We start from the raw sequence: 16,924 nt of genomic DNA on the forward strand, positions 1-16,924 counted from the left end.
GGTCATCTGCCTTCCAGGTCTTTGGCTGTCTCGCTCATGCTCACTTTCTTTTCATCCTTCAGTGTTCCAAAGAGAGCATCTACAAATGGCGTTGATACGCCGAACCAGTACTTTTCATTTTTGTAGTGATGCAGAAGGTGTGACTTTTTCAGCCATTTGCCAAACCGTGTTTTTGGTTTAGCCGGTCTGTGAGCGACATAGTGCTTCCATTCGTAAAAAAGGAGCATGCAAATGAGTCCGAGTCCGAAAGCAAGTGCTGCTTGCAGTGACTGGCTGAAAAGAAAAAAGAGAGAAACAAGAACAGTAAAATTCGGAAGGCTGTACCAAACCGGGAGAAACAATAGCTTTAAGTCCTGCGGATCTGTGTGATGATCATAATGTAATCGCTTTAATAATTTAAGAAAGTAAGGATTGCTTGGTGCTTTCAGATGAAAAAAGAAGCGGTGTGTAAAGTATTCGCTGAACATAAACACCACAAGGCCGATGATCCAGCAAACAAGGGATGAAAGATGGAATGATGCCAGAAATAGATAGACGGCCAGGAATAGTGCAAGTACAGCCATAATGAGAAAGTCTGTATGCAGGATAAAATTTCGATAAAAGTGCTTCATGTACTCCCCTCCCTTTTTTATCCTTTATATTCCATTTTTCCGCAAAAAAGACCTGCCTCAAGGCAGGTCTTCCTTACTTAATTGTTGATATATTTTTCGTACACAGCCCCAAAATCCTTCTCATGGTACTGCTCCCTGACAGATGTCAGCCATGTAAAACCGAAATCAGTCAGCTCTCTGTATGTAATCGGCATTTTATTATCTTCGTTTCTTGTATTCTGCATGATCGTGACCGCTTTTTCCAGGCTTTGGTTAGCCATGTCCATATGGATGCGGTTTTCGTGGGTGATTTCTTCGATTTTGAGCAGGGATTTGTATAAATCCTTCAGCTGGTCGATCTGGTCTTTGCGTACATCAATGCTGAATTTTTCTTTTCCAAGGGTGAACTTGATTTCCACGTCCATGTCGACCTTGCCCGCTGTTTCCAGCAGAACGTCTGAAATTTTATGGCGGGAATAAGTATAGCGTTTCAGCGTCCTTTTGGAGGAAACAGCACTTTCCCCATCAACATGAATGATGGCCAGGTTCGTAAAGCAGTATTCATCCGCTTTTGTTTTGATTAAAAAATAAATTTTCTCATTGTCTTCGTGCATCACATAATCGTCTGCATCTGTTTTATCAAAGTCAGCAGGTGAAATAATCGTTCCGATATCAGAGAGGCCGAGTGCGTCAGAAGCTAGTTTTTTGAACATGCTACCATTCCTTTCAGAGTAAACTTCCCTCCCTTATTTTAACAATAACAATAAAGGATGAGTAGATTTATTTCTGATAGCAGCACACGATCTTTTATTTTCCCAGGTGATCCGCTGTCCCGTCTTCCCGTTCAATCACTCCGTCAATCGTTCCCTCTGCCATGCTGTCGCTTACCTGCTCATGTGTCACCGCGAGACCTGAGGATAGCTCGTCCTTTTTCTCGTAATCCTGATTTTCGAATATTCTTCCTGCCAGCTGGTCATTTTGTTTTTTCATTTATTTGTCCTCCTTTGCCTTCTACCTGTATTATGGTCTATAGAAGATTCATTTATGAGAATCTATTGGAGCCTGATATGCATAACATTTTGGATCCAGCTGAAAAATAAATTTCAGGAAATGCGAGAAATGGTGGGGTTAAAAAAATGAAGCTTTTTACAGATAGCGATTTAGATGGTTTGGGATGCAGCGCCTTGGCGAAGCTTGCCTATGGAGATAAAGCGGATGTTTATTATTGCTCGCCGCGGAATTTGAATCAGCGGGTGGAATATTTTCTTGATCAGCCTGATAATAGCAAAATCGACATGACGATTACGGATTTGTCTGTGAATGAAGAAATTGAAGCAAGGCTTGAGGAACGTTTTAAAAAGGGACAGTTTGTCCAGCTGATTGATCATCATGTAACAGCGATGCGTTTAAATGACAGGAAGTGGGGTTTTGTTAAGCCGGAGTATGAGGACGGCCGGAAGTCATGTGCGACTTCTCTGTATTATGAGTATTTAATGGAGCATGGGCTGCTTGAGCAAACGGGCGCTTTGGATGAATTTACTGATCTTGTCCGCCAGTATGATACGTGGGAATGGGAAAAGAATGAAAATGTCAAAGCGAAACGGCTCAATGACTTGTTTTATTTGTTTGAAAGAGGCAAGTTTGAAGAGGATATTTTAAGAAGGCTTCGGGAAAACAAGGATGCGTTTGACCTGACAGAAACGGAAACCATGCTGATGGATATTGAGGAAAACAAAATCAGCCGCTACATAAATGCGAAAAACAGGCAGATCATTCAAACCTTTGTGGATGAATTTTGCGTTGGGCTTGTGCATGCAGAGCAGTATTTATCAGAGCTTGGAAACGCGCTGAATAAGCTCAATCCGCATCTTGATATGATTGTGCTGCTGAATGTCGGCGGCAAAAAAGCCGGCTTCCGCACCATTCATGAGGATGTGAATGTGTCTGAGTTCGCTTCGCGTTTCGGCGGTGGCGGCCATCCGAAGGCTTCAGGCTGCGAGCTGACAGAAGAGGCGTTTGATCACTTTGTTCTGAAGGCTTTCCCTCTCCAGCCGCTGAAGCCTGATCCTGAGCGGAATGAACTTAATGTGAAGAATGCTCCTTACGGGACTTATTATGAAAACAGGCTAGGAGACATTTCTTTTATCATGCCTGTGTCTGACCAATGCTTTGAAGTGCTGCAAAACGGCGAAAATGCCGGCAGTTTTTCTTCTTATGAAGAAGCCGAGAGGCATATTAAACGTCACTATGGTTCATGGCTCAGGTTTGATGACGCATGCGTTCTTCATCTCTCCACAGCCCTGCGGATCCCGGCTGAGGAAGTAAAAGCAAATTATGAAAAGGCTGTAAAACAGGCCTTTAATGGATAAACAGAATGCTGGCCCCCACAGGGCCAGCATTTTTATATTTCAGTGCGCAAATCCCACAGTTCGGGGAAGAATTGCTGATCGAGCACTTTTCTTAAATAATGAACGCCTGATGAGCCGCCTGTTCCCTGTTTAAAGCCGATAATCCGCTCAACGGTTTTCATATGGCGGAAACGCCATTGCTGGAGCCAGTCTTCAATATCGACGAGCTTTTCTGCAAGCTGGTACAAATCCCAGTAGCGGCGGTTATCACGGTAAACAGCGAGCCATGCTGCCTTGACGGATTCATTTTTCACATAAGGCTTTGTCCAGTCCCGATTTACTATTTCTTCGTCAATCACAAAACCGGCCTTAACGAGAGCCTGAATTGCGACGTCATACAATCCTTCAGATGTATAAGCCTTCTTCAGCTCTGCCTGAAGCTCAGGATCTTTTTCATAGATTTTCAATACGTGCGGGGTTTTATAGCCAAGGGCAAATTCAATCATCCGGTACTGAAAGGATTGAAAACCTGATGCCTGGCCGAGCTTATCACGGAATTCCATGTACTCGGACGGTGTAAGGGTTGAAAGGACATCCCATGCCTGGATAATCTGTGACTGGGTTTTAGATACCCTTGCCAGCTGTTTAAAGGCTGTTTGCAGCTCTTCTTTTTTTAGCGCATCAATAGCTGAATGGAGTTCATGAAGGATCAGCTTCATCCAGAGCTCGCTCACCTGGTGGATGATAATAAACAGCATTTCATCATGGTGGTCAGAAAGCCTGTTTTGGCTGGATAAAATTTGATCCAGCTGCAGGTATTCCCCATAGGTCATATTTTCCCGAAAATCTGTGTGTATGGATTTTTCTGTATCTGCCGGCTGCTTTTTCACCATTCTCTCTCTCCTCCTTGTATTTTTCTAAGCACCGCGCGCACTGGGCTGCCGTCTGCCCCTTTAATGCGAAGCGGCAGAGCAATCAATTCATAGTCCCCTTCTTCCACATGATCCAGCATAATGTTTTCCAGAATATGAACACCATGCGCATGCAGCGCGTGGTGCGCCGTCATATCTTTGCTGTCTGGATTGTCGACGGAAGGAACATCAACACCGATCAGAAATATCCCCTGCTGTTCTAAATAAGCGGCGCAATCCTCCTGGATGGGAACAAGACTGTCAGGGAAAGTTTCAGGTTTATTCGGAACGGCTGTTTTTAAAAGCAGACGCTCTGCTCCTTGGAGCTGAAATTCTTCAAGTGTTTTTCGGCTGATTTCCGGAAAACCTGAAACATCAATCACCCTTGCCCGTCCGATAAACAGGCTGATATCAAGTTCGTCAATTGTCAGGGCTTCATTTAAAAAATGAAACGGGGCATCCACATGAGTTCCGGTGTGCAGACTTGTGGTGATCTTACCAATGTTCACCGATCCTGTTTTTTCTTTCGTAAATGCTGTTTCATAAGAAAACGGTGTATCCCCTGCCCAGTGGGCAATCTCCTTTGAAAGCGGCTGCGAGATATCGATCCATTTTCCTGTCATGCAATCACCCCGCGCTTGTTTTCAAAAGCTTTGTAGGACTCTTCCTTCATAATCGTTTTTAGAGCTTCTATAGAAAGCCGAACATCCTCAAAAGAGTTGTATAAAGCAACAGGTGCAAGACGGATGCCGTTTGGCGAGCGGAAATCAGGGATGATACTCTTTTCCTTTAATGCCCGGCAAATTCTCGCTGCTTCCGGATGCTCCAGAAATACATGCCCGCCCCTTGTCTCGTCTTTCGGATTGCGAATGAGAAACCCGAATTCTGAAAGCTCCTCTTCAATGAGCTCCATCATGTACTCGGTAAGCCTGAGGGATTTTTCTCTAATGGAGCCTATTCCCGCTTCTTTGAACATGGCGAGTGAGCCGATCAGCGGCGCCATGCTCAGCACATGCGGGGTGCCCATTTGATAGGCGCCGGCATGACCGGCAGGCGTCAGCTCATGTTCCATGTCAAACTGCTTTTCTTTATCAGAGCTGAACCATCCAGCAAGACCCGGCGTTTTGCCGAAATGGCGGCTGTTGACATAAAGCCCTGCCACAGCGCCAGGGCCGCCGTTTAAATGCTTGTAGGTGCACCAAAAAGCAAAGTCTGTTCCCCATTCTGATAAGGAGTGCGGGACAGAACCGATCGAATGGCACAAATCAAATCCAATCAAAATGCCTTTTTCATGTGCTGCTTCTGTCAGCTTTTTCATATCAAGGATTTGTCCGCTTCGATATTGCACACCTGATAGGACAACAAGCGCCGTTTCCTCTGTCATGGCAGCAAGCAGATCTTCTTCTGCAAGAAGATGCCCGTCTTTGCTCTTTACTTTGACTAAGTGCTCTTCCGGGTCATATCCTTTCAGTTTCAGCTGGCTTTGCAGCGCGTATATATCAGTTGGAAAGGAGATTTCGTCCGTCACAATTTTTGTGCGTTTTCCTTCCGGCTGATAAAAGGTGGCTGCGAGCTGGTGAAGATTAGAAGTCGTGGAACCGGTTACAATTGTTTCATTGCTTTTAGCTCCAATGATCGGCGCCAAGGCTTCTCCCAATGATTCAGCCAGGTAATACCACGGATGCTTTCCTTCTGTCCAGCCGTCTATGCCATATGATTTCCATGATTGCAGCAGTTCCAGCACAGCTTGCTCCGACCGCTTCGAAAGCAGGCCGAGGGAATTGCCATCTAAATAAATGCTGCCTTCCTTTATGTAAAATTCCTTGCGAAAATGCTTCAGCTCATCCTTCTCGTCGAGCATGCCGGCATATTCCGGTGTGTTTTTTCTCATTTGCATATACTCATCCCTTTCCCATTTGCGGCCTGCACTAAAATTATACTGCAGATAAAGGCTGACAAAGGAAAGTTTTTATTATTTTTCATTAAAATACGATGAGAATAATCGTTATTTAAAAATTACATGCTATATTGTTTTAAATCCCTTCACTTAGGTGAAAAGCTGTTAAGGGATGATCTATGGAGGGCAGACGATGAGCCACTTTTTTTCATTATTTGAGCATCACAGCTATCTTATTTTGTTTGCCGTTACAGCTCTTGAGCTGATTGCTTTGCCTGTATCAAGCGAATTTTTCATGAGCTATGCGGGCTATTTTGTGTTTCAGGGAAAAATGAATTATATATTAACTGTTTTAGCTGCATTTGCTGCTGCTGGACTGGCAGTTACCATTACCTACTGGATTGGCCGGCTTGGAGGGTACAGATTAGTGGAAAGGTATGGCCGTTATTTTCACTTCGGGCCGAAGCAGTACGAAAAAACAGCAGCCTGGTTTGATAAGTCTGGTAAGGGGTTGCTGCTCTTTGCTTACTTTCTCCCAGGAGTGCGGCATTTGACAGGCTACTTTGCCGGCATCTCAAAAATGCCATTTCGGACATATATGCTTCTTTCTTATATTGGGGCAAGCTTGTGGGCATTCTGCTTTATCTCACTTGGGGTTCTGCTTGGCCCTAAATGGGAGACTTTCCATCAATTTGCCGGAAGATATCTTCTTGTCCTGGTTGTGATTGTCGGCTTGTTTTTGGCTGTTCTCACCGCTTACAGGCTGTACAGAAAGCCTATAAGACATTTTTTCAGCCAGTATTTCGCCAAGCTCCTGACTCATTTTCATACCATCAGGGCAACGGGGATTTTTCTGATCTTCCTTTTTGCCGCTTTTATCGGCATGATGGCTTTGATGATTGGCATTGCTCAGGACTATTTGAATAATGAATTCACAAGGTTTAATGAGGTTGCGGGAATCATAGGCCATAGACTGTTTGCTCTGCCGGGAATTCAGGGCACTGAGAATGTTATTCTATTTTTCCAATCGACTTATGTATTGGGAGCAGCCGTTTTCTGTTCCATGCTGATCATTTGGAAGAGAGAGCCAGAGCGAAGGCTTGAAACGGTTATGACAGCGGTCATTCTAGGCGGCGGGCCTCTCTATTTTTACCTTGTGAAAAAAGCGCTTGGACTTGTTCATTCTCTCGTTACAGCAAATCTGCCACTGTCTCCCTCATTTCCATATGAATACAGCATGACTGCCATCATTGTTTACGGCACTTGCTTATTTGTTCTGCTAAGGCATTCATACAGCAAGCGAGTCCAGCTATTTGCGCCGGTCTTATGTGTCTTTCTCCTGCTCTCACTTGCTGCGGCTGAGATTGCCAAATATTCGATTCTGCCCGGTGATCTTGCAGGCGGATATGTGTTTGGCACAGTTTGGATCGTTTTCAACTTTCTGCTTTTTGAACTGATCAGGGTAGGCGTAAGATAAGATGATAGAAAATTGGGAAGTGTGATATACGTTGAAGAAACGGATTTTAATTATAGAAGATGAAGAAAAAATCGCAAAAGTTTTAAAAATTGAGCTCAGTTTTGAAGGCTATGAAGTTTTTACTGCTTACAACGGGAAGTCTGGTCTGCAGTCGGCTTTTAGCCTTCAGCCTGACTGTATTCTTTTAGATGTGATGCTCCCTGAAATGAGCGGAATTGACGTGCTGAAGAAATTAAGGCAGGAAGATGCAGTAACCCCGGTTATCCTGCTGACAGCAAGAACTTCCACTTTAGATAAGGTGCATGGTCTTGATCACGGGGCGAACGACTATATAACAAAGCCATTCGAAATTGAAGAGCTGCTGGCAAGAATCAGGGCAGCGATGAGACAAATCGGAGCTGCCGGAACAAAAGCACAGGATGCGCGTACTATTCTGGGAGCCTCGGATCTATCAGTCAACACGGAAACAAGGGAGGTTATTAGAGGAGAGCGCACTCTTACCCTGACCCCAACCGAATTTGAACTGCTGGTTTACTTGCTCATTAACAAAAACAAAATTGTGACACGGGAAGGCATTCTCACAAACGTATGGGGCTATGAATATGAAGGCGAAACCAATATCATCGATGTGTATATCCGCTATTTGCGCAAAAAAATTGACCAGGAAGGCGAGGAGCCTCTAATTACAACGGTCAGGGGTGTCGGATATATGATAAAGGATAAAAAATGAAAATCACGACAAAAATCAATCTGCTGACAACTGCCTGGCTTTTAATCATTCTGTCAATCATCAATATTGTCGTTTACGTTTCGTTTTTGGAAATGACGGTCAGTCTGGAGAAAGAAGCGGTCTCCAAAAAAGCTGAGATGATTCTTAAGAAGCTTTCAGAAGAGGACAGTAAGGGCAATGAGAATATGATCCTGTCAGCTTATCTTGTTGACCATTCTTTTATCCGTCTGATCAACCCCGATAATACGATCCGAAAACAGCTGTCCAATGACCCTGAGCTTTCTAAAAGAGAGCCTGAATTTACCCGAAAAGATGAAGCCTTTAGAATTAAAACGTTTGAAAACAACAGAGAAGAAGAAGGGCTGATCACTCGAACCCCCATCAAAAAGGATGGCCGGATTATCGGAACCCTTGAAATCGGCGAACGGATGGCCGGTTTTGAGACAAGGAAGGACTGGCTGAAGGCTATTCTGATTGCTTGCACCCTCATTGCTGCCGCCTTATCCCTTCTTGGAGGGAAATGGCTGGCAGGCCTGATTATCAAGCCGGTTTCAAGAATGATCGGCACGATGGAGGATATTGAAAAAAGCGGTGTGCTTAAACCGATCGTTAGGACCGGCTCAGCTAACGATGAGCTCGAAAAGATGGCGGCCACATTCAACCGCATGATTCTACGACTGCAAGAAAACAGCGAGCGGCAAAAGCAATTTGTGTCAGATGCTTCCCATGAACTAAAAACCCCCCTTACTGTGATTAAAAGCTATTCAGACCTATTGAGAAGACGGGGAACGGAAGACAAAGAAATGACGCTAGATGCTGCGAATACGATTTATGCAGAAGCCTCCCGCATTCAAAAAATGGCTGAATACTTGCTTGATTTAGCTGACGCAGAAAAAGAAAACACCTTAAACATTGAAGAAACCGATCTTGTCCTGCTGTGTGAAAGCTTGCTGAAGCACCTGCGCCAAGCCTATAAACGAAGGCTGATTCTTCACAGCAGTGCCGAAAGCATCCTTCTTCCCGCAGATAAACTCAAGCTTGAACAAGTGCTGATTATTGTCCTTGATAATGCGATGAAATACAGCAAGGAGAAGATTGATGTCTTTATTGAAAGTAATGGCAATAAAGTTATTATCAGGATTCAGGATTATGGCATTGGCATTCCAAAGGAAGAAGCGCGGAAAGTATTTGAACGCTTTTACCGTGTTGATAAAGCAAGAAGCAGGGAGACAGGAGGTACTGGCCTCGGACTTTCTATCGCCAAGAACATCGTCTCCCTCCACAGCGGAAAAATTGAAATAAACAGTGAAGCGGGTAAAGGGACTGAGGTTAGAATCTCCCTGCCGCTTCGGTAAAACAGCTGGTTTTTATATCAGCTGTTTTTTTATCCTTAAACATTCTGAATTTTTAGCATATATTGCTTGACGAAACTCTTCTCGCGTGTATAATTCATACTATACCTATAGGGATTTGAAAACTGGAGGGCTGCACCATGAGTCTGTTTAGCCGGCTTTTTACTGAAAAGTGCCCAAAATGCCAGCAAAAGCTGGTGCTCGACACAAATAAGCAAAGCTATTCAATGGTTGTAAAGGTGTGCCCTGAAAACCATTATGAAAAGGTGTATCACCCTGCCCTTGAATCGTTTATCGAAATCGAAAAATAAAAAAGGCAAATTTCCGATTAGGGGAATTTGCCTTTATAAGATATCCAGCCAGATTTTCACAGCTGTAATGAAAATCAGCACTGATAAAATGACCTGAAGCACTTTCGTATTGGCCCGTCTCCCTGTCATCGCGCCGAGCGGCGAAGCAATCAGGCTTGCTATAACGACAACAAGTGCAGGAAGAAAAAGAACCTGGCCTGTTGCAAGCTTGCCGGCTGTTGAGCCAATAGAAGAGAGAAACGTAATAGCCAGTGAGGATGCAATCGTCATCCGGGTAGGGATTTTCAAAATCAGCAGCATGATCGGAACCATTAAAAAAGCACCGCCCGCTCCAACGATTCCTGCAGCAATTCCCACGGCGAATGCTAAAGCTGATGCTAGCCATTTATTAAACACCACTGCTGTGAGATCCTGTTCATCAAGCCCTTTTTTCGGTATCAGCATCATCACGACGGCAAGCAGCGCCAGAATGCCGTACACAATATTGACTCCTGCCTCACTCATCAGCCTTGATCCAAAGCCTCCGAGGAAGCTTCCAGCAAGTACACTGACTCCCATATACAGAATCAGCCTTTTATTTAAATATCCGCCTTTTCGGTAAATGAGCACTCCGCTGATTGAAGCGAACAGCGCCTGAACTGTACTGATGCCTGACACATCATGAGGGGTAAAGCTTGCAAGCCCAAGAAGCGCAGGAATATAAAGAAGCATTGGATAGTTGATGATTGCTCCGCCAATGCCGAGCATACCTGAAATAAAGGACCCGGCCAGGCCGATTAGAAATAAAGTAATCATGAGTGCCATGCTCATCTGGACTGCCTCCTTAAGGAAAGGAACCATAAAAAGCTCCCCATCTATTTTAAGCCTTTTTGGTCCAGAATTTAAATAGCTAATCCAAAACAAAATAAAAGAGCATGAAAGGAACCTTCTTTTTCATGCTCTTCTGCTTATCTGCTTTTTATTAATAACTCAACCGCTTCTTTCACAAGGTGTTCTGTGCCTTCGCCTTTTTCAATGTTTTCTCTCACGCATTGTTCCAGGTTTGAACTCACAATCACACCCATTGTCCGGTCAATGGCGTTTCTTGAAGCGGATAATTGTGTAATGACCTCCCGGCAATCCTTTCCCTGCTCCATCATGCCGATCACACCTTTAATCTGCCCTTCGATCCGCTTCAGGCGGTTAATGACCTTTTTATCATATTCAATCATGTAAAAGGCACCTCCATTTCTGTCCAAGCTATGACATCATAATATACCCGCTCCAGTATAAAGACAACTTCCTTGTTCTCCGGAATCAATTGTGAAGCGGGAGGGTGAGTTTGTGAGGGCTAAGAAAAAAGAACATGGTCCCTTCAGTGGACCTTGCTCTTCGCTTATAGCACGGTTAAATCAGAAGCATAGAGGTATTTCCCTTGTTGGACTGGATGGTGTTTTGGAGTATAGGTTCCTTTATAAATATTTCCCCCTGTAAATAGGTCGTATACAGACAGCTGAATTGGTTTGTGATCTTCCAACCCATCGTTGGCAATATACAGTTTATTTTTATTAATCGTTAAAAGATTCAAATGAGGGAATATATGATCTGCCAGCACAGTGTTATCTTCCAAATTGAAAACTAGAATTCTCATAGTTTTTCCTTTTGGTTGGCAAAGATAAAGGAGAGAATCTTCAGAGAAAAGACTCACATCATCCATGTTCATGTCTTTTGGCAGAGATATTTTTCTTGACGTTCCTGAGTACAAATCAACTGCATAAAATTCTCTGGACACAACTTTTGGCGCCTTTTCTTCATTTTTTCCTGGTCCTTTATCTTTTACTTCAGCAGACAAAACGGTGTACCTGCCAAGTCCAAACGGATTGGTTTCTCTTGAGAAAGAGTAGGAAATATTGGCTTTCTCTCTGCTGGCTAACCTTACATCTTTAACGAGCTTTTTATCTGCAATTGAAAAGCTGTATAAATGATAGCTTTCTGATGTGTCTCTGACATTTTGTGTACGTACTTTAATCTCGTTCTGAAACCTTTGAACGTCCTGAATGTAGATATTTAAGTAAGGATCTTTATTATCTGTTGGAATATCTGTTTTGAAAGACATGGAGCTATTATCATTTTTGCTGTATACGGAAATTGTCATCGTGATCGGCTTCTGAGTTAGTACATCTCGAAAGGGTTCTACTTGAGCGATAACAATCCACTTATTATCTTCAAAAATATCGGCATTAATATCTTTTCCCCTCATGAAATTTCTGTATTTGTTTGTCAGCTCTTCAAGACGCGGTCTTCCCATTTGTGTATCTAACTGCTGTAAAGGGTTTAGCCTTCTTTTATAAGTCGCTCCTTCTGAATTGATTTTGACCTCTTCAGCGGAATGCCTGCCGTAATAAGTTCCGTTTAACACCAAATTTTTAACAGCATTTTCGTCCCCAGATTCCTTCTTTAAATAATAGTCTGGAAATTGGCTGACTGTAACGGCAGATTGAATATAATACGTACTGAGACCAGCTAAAGCTATAATTGCTAGACTAATAGAAATGGCAATTTTCTTGATCATGGCTACCACCTTTATACTGTGATTTTTTTATTAATGAGATATCTGCTGGTCAAAACAGAAACTGCCGCTGACACGACAATTAACCCAAGTTCCACTAATATGATTTCACTGGGATAAAGATAGCCGATCAAATCACTCAGTAATATAACTGGAATCAATAAAAAGGCGAGGATCAGACAGCAATAAATAATTCCCAATATTATGCCTTGCATTTTAAAGCTTCTCTCAAAAAGAATTGCCGTAAAAATGACTAGTACAGCTGCCAATCCAACACCATAGTACACAATAAATTCGGTTAGTGATTTTGGTAAAAGTATTGTAAAAATCATGCTTCGATCTATACTATCACTCAGCGGGAAATTGTTTCTAATTTGGTAAGGGACGATGGATTGAAAAAGGGAATTTTCCACTGGCAATAAAAGTGCTTCAATTCCAACCAGGGTAACAGTCATTAAAAAGATGGCCGCTGCCTTGGACAAGAACAGGTTCATCCGTGCAGACGGCAGCATAAGCAGCCGGTAGATAAAAGCATTGGCTGCAAACCAGTCCCTGTACCAAATGAAAAAGATATAAAACAGCAATGCACAAATACATAGGGCGATTGGTGCAAGAGTCCACATTGAGCTTAAAATATATGTAAAGTCCATCTTAAATTTCATGCCTTTAGAAAATTCTTCAATTGACTGATTTAATACTCTCATTTCGGCAAACGCACCAGCTGCATACATCTTCGACACCACAACAGTCCCAATCAACTGCAGCCCCACGGCCAGCAGCACAAGCACACCATAAATCTTTGCAAATCTCCGAATCTCAAAGTTTACTAATTTTAAAAAACTCACCCGTGGTACACCTCCCTCATCACATCGATGACTGATTTGCCTTCTTCCATTCTCATATCTTCTGTCGCAAAGCTTTTCAGGACTTTGCCGTTATCAAGCAGGACAGCCTTATCGATTAAGTGCTCAATATCATTGATTTCATGGGTTGTGATGATCACGCCTCTGTTTTCGATCAGATGGCTTGTAAAAACTTCGGCAATTTGTTCTCTGCTGAAAATATCAATGCCTGAGAAAGGTTCATCCATCAAAAGGTAATCTGTATCAAGGGAGAGGCCAAGCAGCAGATTGGTTTTGGCAGTGTTTCCTTTTGAAAGTGAGGAGATTTTGCTTGTTGGGTCGAGCCGGAAAAATTTCAGCAGCTCCTCTGCTCTTCCGCTGTTCCAGTTTGGATAAAAGTCTTTCATAAATTCCATCGCATCCTGAATTTTCATCCATGATTGCATGATCGGCTGATCCGGTATGTAGGATACTTTTTCATAAAAGGCTTTGCTGATCTTATTGCCATCTATCAAAATCTCCCCGCTGCTGATCGGTGTCAGCCCCATAATGGCCTTCAGCGTGGTTGTTTTCCCGACCCCATTGATGCCGATGAGACACGTAATTTCCCCTTTATTTGCTGTGAACGTGGCACCGTCCAGAATCTTTCGTCTCCCATACTTCTTTGAAATATTTTTTACCTCAATCATGCCGTTCCTTCTCCCTTGCCCTCTGGTGTGTACTGCTCCTTAATAATGTCAACCAGTTCGTCGACAGGCACCTGGATCGGCCTGACAGCTTCAATAAAAACTCCGACCGCTTCCAGAATGAGCTCGCTGCGCACGCCGTCCAATATTTTCTGATTGCCCGTAATTCGGCTTGGAACGTTCTTTTCTGTATGAATCAAACCCTGATCCTCCATTTCCTTATAAGCCTTCTGGGCTGTATTAGGATTAATATTCAGCATCCCTGCGATTTCTCTTCTGGATGGCACCTCCTGCCCTGCGGCAAGAATCCCTGTTGCAATTTGTTCTTTGAAATGGCGCACAACCTGCAAATAAACAGGATCGCGGTTATTAAATAACGCTTTCACTAGAGCACCTCCTGCTGAAAAGTGTGTGTACTATTTAGTTCATACACTTTCTATCTGTACTATACACGCAGTACACGAAGTGGGTCAACTATTTTTTTACAATTATGGGAACGATGCAAAATAAAAGGGAAGACCAGCCTTAGCTGATTCTTCCCTTTTAAAACGTTTCATATATTGTTTCTCCCATACTGGATGTATCATAACCACCAAACGAATCAATCTCTGATTGAAAAGTCTTTGATGATAATATTCCTTTCACCAAATCAATCAATTCCCTGTTTTCAGTGGTTTTTAAAATCACAATATCATACTGCTCTGTTATCAGCGGAATAAAATCAACCCCGACAATCTTCGCTGCCTTCTCGATCCCGATGCCGGCATCAGCTTTTCCAGCAAACACAGCTGACGCTACGCTTAAATGGCTTGTCTCTTCGTTTTGATAGCCCTTCAAGGCTTCTGAAGAGATTCCATGAATGGAAAGCTGTTCATCCAGGAGGATTCTTGCCCCGGAGCCTTTTTCTCTATTGATTATCCTAATATCGTGCTTTTCTAAATCAGGCCAAGAGGAAAGCTGATGGGGATTCCCATTTTGAACATACATACCCGCTTTTCTCGTCACTACATTCAAAAGAATGTATGGATAGCCAGCCAATATTTTTTTCAGATAAGGCAGGTTGTATTCCCCTGTTTCCCCGTCAAATAAATGCAGGCTCACAATATCGCAATCACCATTATACATGGCCACTAGGCTGTTCAAGCTTCCGGTATAGGAACGGAGCGGCTTATAGCTGGATTGCTTCTCGATATGCTTTCCGAGAATATCCAAAACAAGATCCTGTCCGCTGATGACGATGTTTGAATCTTTCTTAAGAAGTCTTGGAGGCTCAGGCTTTGGCGCAGAAGGTGCTTCTCTAGTAGAGTTAATGTATTGATTCAAATCGTCAGCATGAACACGCATCTGCCTCCCTACGCGAAAAACAGGAAGATCTCCCTTTTTCACAAGGTCATAGATCGTTAATTTTGACACTTTCAGCAGTTTCGCGACCTCTTCAATGGTATATGAAAGCTCTTCTGGCATTCTGCACCCCTCCTTCTCTTATTTTATCCCAATTCGCAAATTACCGACAACTTAATCCTTTTTCGTTATAATTAGTTATATCTAGTTATAATCCGTATGAGAGGATGAGAGCTTTTGAGGAAAATAGGACTAATTATAATGGCTATGCTATTTGTACTTGCTGGATGTTCTGCAGGCAGCAAGAATTCAGCTGCCACTAAACAGACTGAACTGACCATTTCCGCCGCAGCAAGCCTTCAGGATGCTTTGAATGAAATCAAACCAGCTTTTGAAAAAGAGCATCCAGATATAAAGGTAAACTATAACTTTGGCGGCTCCGGAACCCTTCAGCAGCAGATTTCACAAGGCGCACCTGCTGACCTTTTTTTTTCCGCCGCACAGGATAAATATGACGTTCTTGCAAAAAAAGGGCTCATTCAAAAAGGGACAGAGCTTCTCGGCAATGACCTTGTCCTGGCTGTTCCTAAAAATGCTGCAGAAGGGATCTCCTCTTTTCCGGAAATAACAAAAGCAAAAAGGATTGCTCTTGGCACGCCGGAATCTGTCCCGGCTGGAAAATACGCCAAGGAATCCTTGGAAAAGATGAAGCTTTGGAAGCCGCTAGAAGGGAAGACTGTGTTCGGAAAAGATGTCAGACAGGTGCTCTCTTATATTGAAACTGGTAATGCAGACGCAGGTCTTGTCTACCGCACAGATGCCCTGTCCTCAGACAAGATAAAAATCATTGCCGCGGCAGATGAAAAAACGCACAGCCCGATCATTTACCCGGCAGGCGTTCTAAAAAACACCAAGCATAAAGAAGAAGCAGAGCTTTTTTATAGCTACCTTCAAAAGGAGCAGGCCATGAAAATCTTTAAAAAATACGGTTTTAAGGACTTAGCGAGCTGAGATGCCGCCTGATTTTTGGTCACCCGTCAGCCTGTCACTTGAAATAGCTGCTGTATCGAGCATTTTTGTCATCTCTTTAGGAATATTGATCGGCCGTCTCATGTCGAGAACTAGATTTAAAGGAAAGGTCATCATTGAGACCATTCTGCTTTTGCCGCTCGTCCTTCCTCCTACTGTTGTTGGTTTTTTGCTGATTGTTGTTTTTGGAAGAAACAGCCCAGCCGGCCAGTGGATTGAATGGATTTTCAGGCAGCCGGTGATGTTCACCTGGTGGGCAGCCGTGATCGCCTCTGCTGTTGTTGCCTTTCCACTTATGTATCAATCAGCAAAAACCGGTTTTGAGGGAATTGACACAGACATCGAGGGCGCAGCTCTTGTAGACGGAGCAGGAAACGCCAAACTGCTCTGGTTTATCTCAATCCCGCTTGCCCAGAAAGCCATTATTTCCGGGGCGATTTTAAGTTTTGCGAGGGCACTTGGCGAATTCGGCGCTACCTTAATGTTTGCCGGCAACATTCCGGGAAAAACGCAAACTGCCCCTACCGCCATTTATCTCGCCATTGATTCAGGCAATATGCAGCTTGCCTGGGCCTGGGTCGGGTGTATGGTGGGGATTTCGTTTTTGATGCTTCTGGTTATTGGCTGGGTAAGGGATTAGAAGTTGAATCGGTGTAATATTTACATAGCAAAATGGCAACAGTAAAAAAGATTGTTATTAATGGAGGTGTGCTTTGTGGATCATACGAATGAATTTGTAGAAAAATTGAAGGACAACCAAAAGAAAGATGAGAAAAATAAAGAGCATCAAGGAAATGGCAATCCTGGAAAAAAGCTTCCGAATAAGACGCACAAATAACGGTAAAACAAATCCTCTCTGCGA

At 43.4% G+C, this 16,924-nt stretch carries 21 protein-coding genes; 8 read left to right on the plus strand and 13 right to left on the minus strand.

Translation table 11 applies throughout. From position 1 onward, the window contains the following. Positions 1 to 2: 2 nt before the first annotated feature. The 3 genes from LRR81_RS15570 to LRR81_RS15580 all read right to left on the minus strand — a co-directional run bounded on the left by LRR81_RS15570 (position 3) and on the right by LRR81_RS15580 (position 1,580). On the minus strand, positions 3 to 611 hold the full coding sequence (locus LRR81_RS15570) for a sterol desaturase family protein (protein WP_231790310.1): 609 nt from the start codon (positions 609 to 611) through the stop codon (positions 3 to 5). 77 nt (positions 612 to 688) lie between these two features. Next, positions 689 to 1,303: a PH domain-containing protein gene (locus LRR81_RS15575; protein ID WP_231790311.1), complete on the minus strand. Its 615-nt coding sequence runs from the start codon at positions 1,301 to 1,303 to the stop codon at positions 689 to 691. Between the two features lie 94 nt (positions 1,304 to 1,397). Next, the gene (locus tag LRR81_RS15580) at positions 1,398 to 1,580 is read right to left on the minus strand and encodes a YozQ family protein (protein ID WP_231790312.1); all 183 of its coding nucleotides are present in this window, start codon (positions 1,578 to 1,580) and stop codon (positions 1,398 to 1,400) included. A gap of 146 nt (positions 1,581 to 1,726) precedes the next feature. Between LRR81_RS15580 and LRR81_RS15585 the strand changes: the two genes are divergently transcribed. Continuing rightward, positions 1,727 to 2,959, plus strand: coding sequence for a DHH family phosphoesterase (locus tag LRR81_RS15585; protein WP_231790313.1), 1,233 nt, complete (start codon positions 1,727 to 1,729; stop codon positions 2,957 to 2,959). A 32-nt stretch (positions 2,960 to 2,991) separates the two neighbouring features. Here the strand turns inward: LRR81_RS15585 and kynA are convergent, their stop codons facing one another. From kynA to kynU, 3 genes are read right to left on the minus strand one after another with little or no spacing between them, the layout of a single operon-like run. Continuing rightward, positions 2,992 to 3,831: a tryptophan 2,3-dioxygenase gene (gene kynA / locus LRR81_RS15590; protein ID WP_231790314.1), complete on the minus strand. Its 840-nt coding sequence runs from the start codon at positions 3,829 to 3,831 to the stop codon at positions 2,992 to 2,994. Further along, positions 3,825 to 4,472 carry an arylformamidase gene (gene kynB, locus LRR81_RS15595; protein WP_231790315.1) on the minus strand — a complete coding sequence of 216 codons (648 nt, stop codon included), beginning with the start codon at positions 4,470 to 4,472 and terminating at the stop codon, positions 3,825 to 3,827. The genes kynA and kynB overlap by 7 nt, the downstream gene beginning before the upstream one ends. Further along, positions 4,469 to 5,740, minus strand: a complete 1,272-nt coding sequence (gene kynU / locus LRR81_RS15600) for a kynureninase (RefSeq protein WP_231790316.1) — start codon at positions 5,738 to 5,740, stop codon at positions 4,469 to 4,471. The genes kynB and kynU overlap by 4 nt, the downstream gene beginning before the upstream one ends. Before the next feature lie 199 nt (positions 5,741 to 5,939). On the opposite strand from kynU, the gene LRR81_RS15605 reads away from it, so the two are divergent. The 4 genes from LRR81_RS15605 (at position 5,940) to LRR81_RS15620 (ending at position 9,616) form a co-directional block, all read left to right on the plus strand. Then, complete coding sequence (locus LRR81_RS15605; RefSeq protein WP_231790317.1) at positions 5,940 to 7,223, plus strand: DedA family protein; 1,284 nt, start codon at positions 5,940 to 5,942, stop codon at positions 7,221 to 7,223. 31 nt (positions 7,224 to 7,254) lie between these two features. Next, on the plus strand, positions 7,255 to 7,953 hold the full coding sequence (locus LRR81_RS15610) for a response regulator transcription factor (RefSeq protein ID WP_231790318.1): 699 nt from the start codon (positions 7,255 to 7,257) through the stop codon (positions 7,951 to 7,953). Then, positions 7,950 to 9,308, plus strand: coding sequence for a HAMP domain-containing sensor histidine kinase (locus tag LRR81_RS15615; protein ID WP_231790319.1), 1,359 nt, complete (start codon positions 7,950 to 7,952; stop codon positions 9,306 to 9,308). The genes LRR81_RS15610 and LRR81_RS15615 overlap by 4 nt, the downstream gene beginning before the upstream one ends. 137 nt (positions 9,309 to 9,445) lie before the next feature. Next, positions 9,446 to 9,616: a hypothetical protein gene (locus LRR81_RS15620; RefSeq protein ID WP_231790320.1), complete on the plus strand. Its 171-nt coding sequence runs from the start codon at positions 9,446 to 9,448 to the stop codon at positions 9,614 to 9,616. Positions 9,617 to 9,649: 33 nt separating this feature from the next. Here the strand turns inward: LRR81_RS15620 and LRR81_RS15625 are convergent, their stop codons facing one another. From LRR81_RS15625 to LRR81_RS15655, 7 genes are all read right to left on the minus strand, one after another. Beyond that, positions 9,650 to 10,426, minus strand: a complete 777-nt coding sequence (locus LRR81_RS15625; RefSeq protein ID WP_231790321.1) for a sulfite exporter TauE/SafE family protein — start codon at positions 10,424 to 10,426, stop codon at positions 9,650 to 9,652. A gap of 137 nt (positions 10,427 to 10,563) precedes the next feature. Further along, complete coding sequence (locus LRR81_RS15630; protein WP_231790376.1) at positions 10,564 to 10,824, minus strand: metal-sensitive transcriptional regulator; 261 nt, start codon at positions 10,822 to 10,824, stop codon at positions 10,564 to 10,566. Positions 10,825 to 10,991: 167 nt separating this feature from the next. Next, a complete protein-coding gene (locus LRR81_RS15635; protein WP_231790322.1) occupies positions 10,992 to 12,167 on the minus strand; it encodes a hypothetical protein in 1,176 nt (391 codons plus the stop codon). A gap of 11 nt (positions 12,168 to 12,178) precedes the next feature. Then, positions 12,179 to 13,009: a hypothetical protein gene (locus tag LRR81_RS15640; RefSeq protein WP_231790323.1), complete on the minus strand. Its 831-nt coding sequence runs from the start codon at positions 13,007 to 13,009 to the stop codon at positions 12,179 to 12,181. Continuing rightward, positions 13,006 to 13,695, minus strand: a complete 690-nt coding sequence (locus LRR81_RS15645; RefSeq protein ID WP_231790324.1) for an ABC transporter ATP-binding protein — start codon at positions 13,693 to 13,695, stop codon at positions 13,006 to 13,008. The genes LRR81_RS15640 and LRR81_RS15645 overlap by 4 nt, the downstream gene beginning before the upstream one ends. Next, a complete protein-coding gene (locus tag LRR81_RS15650; protein ID WP_231790325.1) occupies positions 13,692 to 14,078 on the minus strand; it encodes a GntR family transcriptional regulator in 387 nt (128 codons plus the stop codon). Before LRR81_RS15650 ends, LRR81_RS15645 begins: the two co-directional genes overlap by 4 nt. 157 nt (positions 14,079 to 14,235) lie before the next feature. Next, complete coding sequence (locus LRR81_RS15655) at positions 14,236 to 15,156, minus strand: helix-turn-helix transcriptional regulator (protein WP_231790326.1); 921 nt, start codon at positions 15,154 to 15,156, stop codon at positions 14,236 to 14,238. 138 nt (positions 15,157 to 15,294) lie between these two features. On the opposite strand from LRR81_RS15655, the gene modA reads away from it, so the two are divergent. From modA to LRR81_RS15670, 3 genes are all read left to right on the plus strand, one after another. Then, positions 15,295 to 16,044, plus strand: a complete 750-nt coding sequence (modA, locus tag LRR81_RS15660) for a molybdate ABC transporter substrate-binding protein (protein ID WP_231790327.1) — start codon at positions 15,295 to 15,297, stop codon at positions 16,042 to 16,044. Between the two features lies 1 nt (position 16,045). Next, on the plus strand, positions 16,046 to 16,702 hold the full coding sequence (gene modB, locus LRR81_RS15665) for a molybdate ABC transporter permease subunit (RefSeq protein ID WP_231790328.1): 657 nt from the start codon (positions 16,046 to 16,048) through the stop codon (positions 16,700 to 16,702). A 75-nt stretch (positions 16,703 to 16,777) separates the two neighbouring features. Then, complete coding sequence (locus LRR81_RS15670) at positions 16,778 to 16,900, plus strand: DUF4023 domain-containing protein (RefSeq protein WP_231790329.1); 123 nt, start codon at positions 16,778 to 16,780, stop codon at positions 16,898 to 16,900. The last annotated feature ends 24 nt before the right edge of the window (positions 16,901 to 16,924 follow it).

It is taken from the genome of Metabacillus kandeliae, assembly GCF_021166585.1.
Lineage (GTDB): Bacteria > Bacillota > Bacilli > Bacillales > Bacillaceae > Metabacillus_B > Metabacillus_B kandeliae.

What these genes read in the sequence shown, in the direction of transcription:
- LRR81_RS15635 (WP_231790322.1), bottom strand. Translation starts at nt 12,167, where the DNA reads ATGATCAAGAAAATTGCCATTTCTATTAGTCTAGCAATTATAGCTTTA.
- kynU (WP_231790316.1), bottom strand. Translation starts at nt 5,740, where the DNA reads ATGAGAAAAAACACACCGGAATATGCCGGCATGCTCGACGAGAAGGAT.
- modB (WP_231790328.1), top strand. Translation starts at nt 16,046, where the DNA reads ATGCCGCCTGATTTTTGGTCACCCGTCAGCCTGTCACTTGAAATAGCT.
- LRR81_RS15575 (WP_231790311.1), bottom strand. Translation starts at nt 1,303, where the DNA reads ATGTTCAAAAAACTAGCTTCTGACGCACTCGGCCTCTCTGATATCGGA.
- LRR81_RS15645 (WP_231790324.1), bottom strand. Translation starts at nt 13,695, where the DNA reads ATGATTGAGGTAAAAAATATTTCAAAGAAGTATGGGAGACGAAAGATT.
- LRR81_RS15620 (WP_231790320.1), top strand. Translation starts at nt 9,446, where the DNA reads ATGAGTCTGTTTAGCCGGCTTTTTACTGAAAAGTGCCCAAAATGCCAG.
- LRR81_RS15570 (WP_231790310.1), bottom strand. Translation starts at nt 611, where the DNA reads ATGAAGCACTTTTATCGAAATTTTATCCTGCATACAGACTTTCTCATT.
- modA (WP_231790327.1), top strand. Translation starts at nt 15,295, where the DNA reads ATGGCTATGCTATTTGTACTTGCTGGATGTTCTGCAGGCAGCAAGAAT.
- LRR81_RS15580 (WP_231790312.1), bottom strand. Translation starts at nt 1,580, where the DNA reads ATGAAAAAACAAAATGACCAGCTGGCAGGAAGAATATTCGAAAATCAG.
- LRR81_RS15615 (WP_231790319.1), top strand. Translation starts at nt 7,950, where the DNA reads ATGAAAATCACGACAAAAATCAATCTGCTGACAACTGCCTGGCTTTTA.
- LRR81_RS15625 (WP_231790321.1), bottom strand. Translation starts at nt 10,426, where the DNA reads ATGAGCATGGCACTCATGATTACTTTATTTCTAATCGGCCTGGCCGGG.
- LRR81_RS15605 (WP_231790317.1), top strand. Translation starts at nt 5,940, where the DNA reads ATGAGCCACTTTTTTTCATTATTTGAGCATCACAGCTATCTTATTTTG.
- kynB (WP_231790315.1), bottom strand. Translation starts at nt 4,472, where the DNA reads ATGACAGGAAAATGGATCGATATCTCGCAGCCGCTTTCAAAGGAGATT.
- LRR81_RS15655 (WP_231790326.1), bottom strand. Translation starts at nt 15,156, where the DNA reads ATGCCAGAAGAGCTTTCATATACCATTGAAGAGGTCGCGAAACTGCTG.
- LRR81_RS15585 (WP_231790313.1), top strand. Translation starts at nt 1,727, where the DNA reads ATGAAGCTTTTTACAGATAGCGATTTAGATGGTTTGGGATGCAGCGCC.
- kynA (WP_231790314.1), bottom strand. Translation starts at nt 3,831, where the DNA reads ATGGTGAAAAAGCAGCCGGCAGATACAGAAAAATCCATACACACAGAT.